Consider the following 4,292-nt stretch of genomic DNA (forward strand, 5'->3'; position numbering starts at 1 on the left):
ACCAGCAGTAGGTGAAGCATCAACCAGATAATCCGATGAGATGCCGGTCTGTCTCACTCTCATGCAAAGGTAAGATCAACCATTTAATCCGCTTACCCAAATTATGTAGCTCGTGAGAATAATCTGGATTACTTTTTGTAAGAAGAACCGGATTTGAGTGGCAACGTAAACTATATTGATTATGTAGAGCCATCACCTGTGAATTTAGCCTCGGCATCTCACATTTTTGCTGCTCCCAAAAAGCAATTTCTGCTAAATCAGAAGGTGAGAGCGTTCCGGTGCCAAAGGGTATTTCTTCATCGTTAAAGTCCTTTTCATCAGATTTACCATCCATATCAGAGCACACTTACCCTTCACTGAGAAAGTCAGTCACGCTATTTTGTTGTTCATTAACTCTTTCAAGCAGGACTGGAAGCAATAAGGCATCTATATTAATCAAGTTTAATACCGACTCATCGACTGGAGGTATGCCCTGTCCAAGCTGGACGCTATCAACAAGAACACTTGCAACATAGACTGTAGCAACGAGCTGTTTGTGATCCGGAGCATGCAATGGATACTGCTGATAACGGGCAACACATGCCAACTTGTCGGGTAATCCCCAGTTTTCAATCAACACAGCACCTACCTCGCCATGATGAAAGCCGATTAACCGGGTTTCAGCTTCATACAGTGACTCACTACTATCACTGGCGCTTCGCATAGCCTCCAAAGCCATTTCAGGTAATGACTGATAGAGCACCAAACTGCCAATATTGTGCAACAAACCAGCAATAAAGAATTGCTCTGGTTCGGGCTGTTTTGTTTCTTCGGCAATGAGCCTGGCCGCAATTGCGCAGGCCAGGCTGTGCCGCCAGAACTTATCCATATTAACCAGGCTGGAAGGAATCCCTCGAAAGGAATTGATAACACTTGTTGCAAGTACAAGTACTCTTAGTTCGCGTATACCGACAATGGTGATGGCTCTTGAGATGGTGTCGATTTTTGAGGGAAGCCCGTAGAACGAACTATTAACGATTTTCAGTAGACGCGACACCAATGCCGGATCGGTATTGATGACTGCAGCCATGTCTTCAATACTGCTATCCGGATCGCATATCAGTGCGTCCAGCTGAGCATACGTTTCTGGAGAAGACACCAGATTCAATGATTTGTTGACCAGTATCTGTGGTGTTAATGCCATAGTGTATCCCGATATATTTGTTGCCATTTTAGGCTGTTTGTCTGCTAACCCCTAATTACGGTCTGCATGGTGGTCGATACAATCCGACACATTATCAAATAGCAGCTCTCGACCACGCAGTTCAAGTTCGACTCTAAAGCGAGCAGCCATCTCAACAAAGGTATTATTTTGCTGATTCAGCAGCATGTGTCCAGCACACTGCAAGTCCGTCTTTTTATGACAGACAAATGAGTAAGATTGGGTGATTTCTGTCATGCGCTCTCGGCCCAACCAACCCTTCAGCGTGTCTTTACGAAACGGGCACTGGCTGCAAGGTGATTTTGCATACGGTAACTTCACTTTGTACCACCAGCAGCATCAATTTCAATACACTTCTGCATAGCCTCAATGAGACTTTCACGAGCATAGTAAGCGGTAAACGTCCCATCACCATTATCGACACCTGGGGCGTAACCACCACCGAACCGGGTAGAGTCATGAATTAGGATGGCCGGGTTACTGATCAATACATATTTATCTGTGTCCAAAGGGGACGTGCTGGCGGGTGTAAAGGTAAATTATTCTTCGAGTGATTTCATCAAACCTCCGGTAAGTCACTATGGCTGAATGCCTGTTTTAATTTGTGATCACGCAAGTATGCAGGGAAGGCCAAGAGATGTTGTAAAAAACGGAATATGTTATTATTAAGTCATTGATTCTGCGTACTTGATTACTCAAGTACCTGAAGTGTCACAGCTGCTTTAACGCTGTGCTCAACGGATGCTGACTACGGTTGGTATCTTACAAAATGTTGCTGCTTCTACGGATGCAGTTAACCTCAACCCTGAAGGGAGAATTCCCTTCAGGGGGCATTCTCCCTTTTTTATTTGGAGAATGTAATGTTATGAGGAAGGATATAGGAGAGTCCCTCATCAAAGTTGGTACGAATGTGTCTTCTCTTGGTGCTGCAGCTGTCATCTTTTTTGAAGATGGCCTGACTGTTGTTAGTGGTATAATTGCTACATTAGTCGGACTGCTTATTGTCTTAATGGGTGTCTATGTGCGTGACGGGAGGATAAAATGATGGCTTATATTGAGCTTATTAGACCAGAATTGTTAATTGGTTTAGGTGTCTTGGTTATCGGCTGCGCCCTCTTGGGAGCGATTGCGATAGTTGTTGATAATAAACGCGAAAACGACCAGAACAATCATAGCCACTAATCACAAAGAACTACTTCCTACTGGGATTTAGTAAAGCCTCTACCTTCTGGTAGGGGCTTTTTTTATGCCAGAAACAAATCGAAATTGATGAAGCCACATTGTCAGAACACTACAATGATGTAAATAAACTCAAAAGACAGTATGAAATCATGAAGCGAGCAAGAGAGGCTGAATTCATTGAATCGCCTGATAGTGCCCCGAGCAGTACTGGATACCTCTATCAGAGTGATGAATGAGAGGCTTGTCCGCGCATTGCCTGTGCTTCAAGGCCGAGACATAAGCCTGTGACACCGCATCAGCGCGCAATGTGTCATGCACGTGATACCCGAGAATTTTTCGCGAGAACGCATCGGTGACAAGACTGAGGTAGGCTTCACCCTGACGCACCGGCAAATAGGTTATATCCGCTACCCATAACTGTTCAGGGCGCTGCACAAGCGTCTGTTCTGCCCCGGGTTTGGTCAAGTTAGGATGGCAACGAAAGCGATGATGACTTTGCGTGGTTTTATGGTAAGCCCGTTTTACCGGGTCGCCATGGTTTCAATTGGCGCGCTTTATCATATGGTTGAACGGATGTGGAATACCACCATGTTCTCTGTCAGATTGGTGAATGTTCATTTTTGGTTGGCGACCATCGGGACAGCAATTTATATCACCTCAATGTGGGTTGCTGGAATCATGCAGGGGTTAATGTGGCGTGCCTATGACGAGTATGGCAATTTGTCTTATACCTTTGTAGAGTCTGTGGCACAGATGCATCCTTATTACATTATGCGAGCCATGGGAGGATTTATATTCTTTTGTGGGGCATTAGTGATGTTAATTAATGTACTCACAACGGTTTATCTTGCTAATAAAAAACTATCAGAAACAAAAGTGGCACTGCAGTCAGGTTAATATTATGGAAATAATGTTGTTTTTTCTGAAACTTATGCTGGCTTTATTAAGATCTGATTGGCTGGTAATTGTGACCACGCTTATTGGGCTTTGCTGCATGTTGTTGATAGCTCTATGGGTCTTTCATCCGGGTAACAAATCTGCATATGACTCATATGCAAATATTCCACTAGAGGATTTGATAGAAGGTGAATCACAGCATACTCAAAAATCCAAACCTCACTTTAGCATATTCCTATAAATGCGTATTATCTGTCTAATATTATTCTTTTTTGTTATATTTCTGATAAGTAATCTTTGGCTTTAATTGCTAAAGTCTGTTTGCCTCTTTTAGGAACGATAATGAATCTTTACCGACTCTCAAATGTTTTGGTTATTACCGTAACCGCCATACTGTTACTCAGTCTGATGGTGATATTAGCTCTCGGTGGTGTTTCTTTACTGGCTTATCTCAAAACTAGTTTGATACAGATGTTTGGTTTTGTTATCGCCGCAACAGCGTCGCTATTTTTCTTTATGCGACTGATCCATCAGATGCATTCCCGGGCATATGTCATTTCCATGGTGATATTTATCCTTGGTATCGGTGCATTTCTGTCCGTTTCTATCGGCAGAATGTATATGTTTCAGTACCCAATGTACGTTGAATCATATGGACCGGGAAAAGGCCCTGGTTTGCCGTTGAATAATGTGCTGACATTCTTTCGGCATATCGGTCAGTTTGAGTGGATTGATGAAATCGCCCATGATCCTAACAATGTCCCTGATCCAGTTTTTTCTCAGAACAGTGGATCCGAAAATGTCACCAAAATCAATCTGGAAACTAAAGAAGTTCTGGCTGAACTGGCTCCGGGTATCACTTTTAATTACTGGACTTTTAACGGCACAGTCCCAGGCCCGATGATCCGGGTGAAACAGGGCGATACCGTTGAGCTGACATTACATAACCACGCGACCAGCCTGCATCAGCATAATATTGATCTGCATGCCGTCACCGGTCCGGGGGGGGGGG

At 43.8% G+C, this 4,292-nt stretch carries 7 protein-coding genes and 2 pseudogenes; 4 read left to right on the plus strand and 5 right to left on the minus strand.

The window, feature by feature from the left end; translation table 11 throughout:
• Positions 1 to 19 precede the first annotated feature (19 nt).
• Genes LGT40_RS00840 through LGT40_RS00855 form a run of 4 tightly spaced genes read right to left on the minus strand, consistent with a single transcriptional unit; the run spans position 20 to position 1,710 of the window.
• Positions 20 to 334: a hypothetical protein gene (locus tag LGT40_RS00840; protein WP_226069699.1), complete on the minus strand. Its 315-nt coding sequence runs from the start codon at positions 332 to 334 to the stop codon at positions 20 to 22.
• Positions 335 to 346: 12 nt separating this feature from the next.
• The gene (locus LGT40_RS00845; protein WP_226069700.1) at positions 347 to 1,183 is read right to left on the minus strand and encodes an HDOD domain-containing protein; all 837 of its coding nucleotides are present in this window, start codon (positions 1,181 to 1,183) and stop codon (positions 347 to 349) included.
• A gap of 51 nt (positions 1,184 to 1,234) precedes the next feature.
• Positions 1,235 to 1,522 carry a DUF6283 family protein gene (locus tag LGT40_RS00850; protein WP_226069701.1) on the minus strand — a complete coding sequence of 96 codons (288 nt, stop codon included), beginning with the start codon at positions 1,520 to 1,522 and terminating at the stop codon, positions 1,235 to 1,237.
• Entirely contained in the window at positions 1,519 to 1,710 is a 192-nt protein-coding gene (locus LGT40_RS00855) for a hypothetical protein (RefSeq protein WP_226069702.1), read from the minus strand. The genes LGT40_RS00850 and LGT40_RS00855 overlap by 4 nt, the downstream gene beginning before the upstream one ends.
• Before the next feature lie 532 nt (positions 1,711 to 2,242).
• Here LGT40_RS00855 and LGT40_RS00860 point away from each other — a divergent pair.
• The gene (locus LGT40_RS00860) at positions 2,243 to 2,383 is read left to right on the plus strand and encodes a hypothetical protein (RefSeq protein WP_226069704.1); all 141 of its coding nucleotides are present in this window, start codon (positions 2,243 to 2,245) and stop codon (positions 2,381 to 2,383) included.
• Between the two features lie 180 nt (positions 2,384 to 2,563).
• Here the strand turns inward: LGT40_RS00860 and LGT40_RS00865 are convergent.
• Positions 2,564 to 2,905: pseudogene (locus tag LGT40_RS00865) on the minus strand (transposase); the annotation flags it as partial.
• Positions 2,906 to 2,911: 6 nt separating this feature from the next.
• On the opposite strand from LGT40_RS00865, the pseudogene LGT40_RS00870 reads away from it, so the two are divergent.
• The 3 genes and pseudogenes from LGT40_RS00870 to LGT40_RS00880 all read left to right on the plus strand — a co-directional run.
• Positions 2,912 to 3,280 (plus strand): annotated as a pseudogene (locus tag LGT40_RS00870) (cbb3-type cytochrome c oxidase subunit I); the annotation flags it as partial.
• Between the two features lie 34 nt (positions 3,281 to 3,314).
• On the plus strand, positions 3,315 to 3,521 hold the full coding sequence (locus tag LGT40_RS16525) for a cbb3-type cytochrome oxidase subunit 3 (RefSeq protein ID WP_226069706.1): 207 nt from the start codon (positions 3,315 to 3,317) through the stop codon (positions 3,519 to 3,521).
• Between the two features lie 101 nt (positions 3,522 to 3,622).
• Positions 3,623 to 4,292, plus strand: a 670-nt coding sequence (locus LGT40_RS00880; RefSeq protein ID WP_226069705.1) for a multicopper oxidase domain-containing protein, incomplete at its 3' end; no start/stop codon positions are given.

It is taken from the genome of Methylophaga pinxianii (assembly GCF_020447225.1).
Classification (GTDB): domain Bacteria; phylum Pseudomonadota; class Gammaproteobacteria; order Nitrosococcales; family Methylophagaceae; genus Methylophaga; species Methylophaga pinxianii.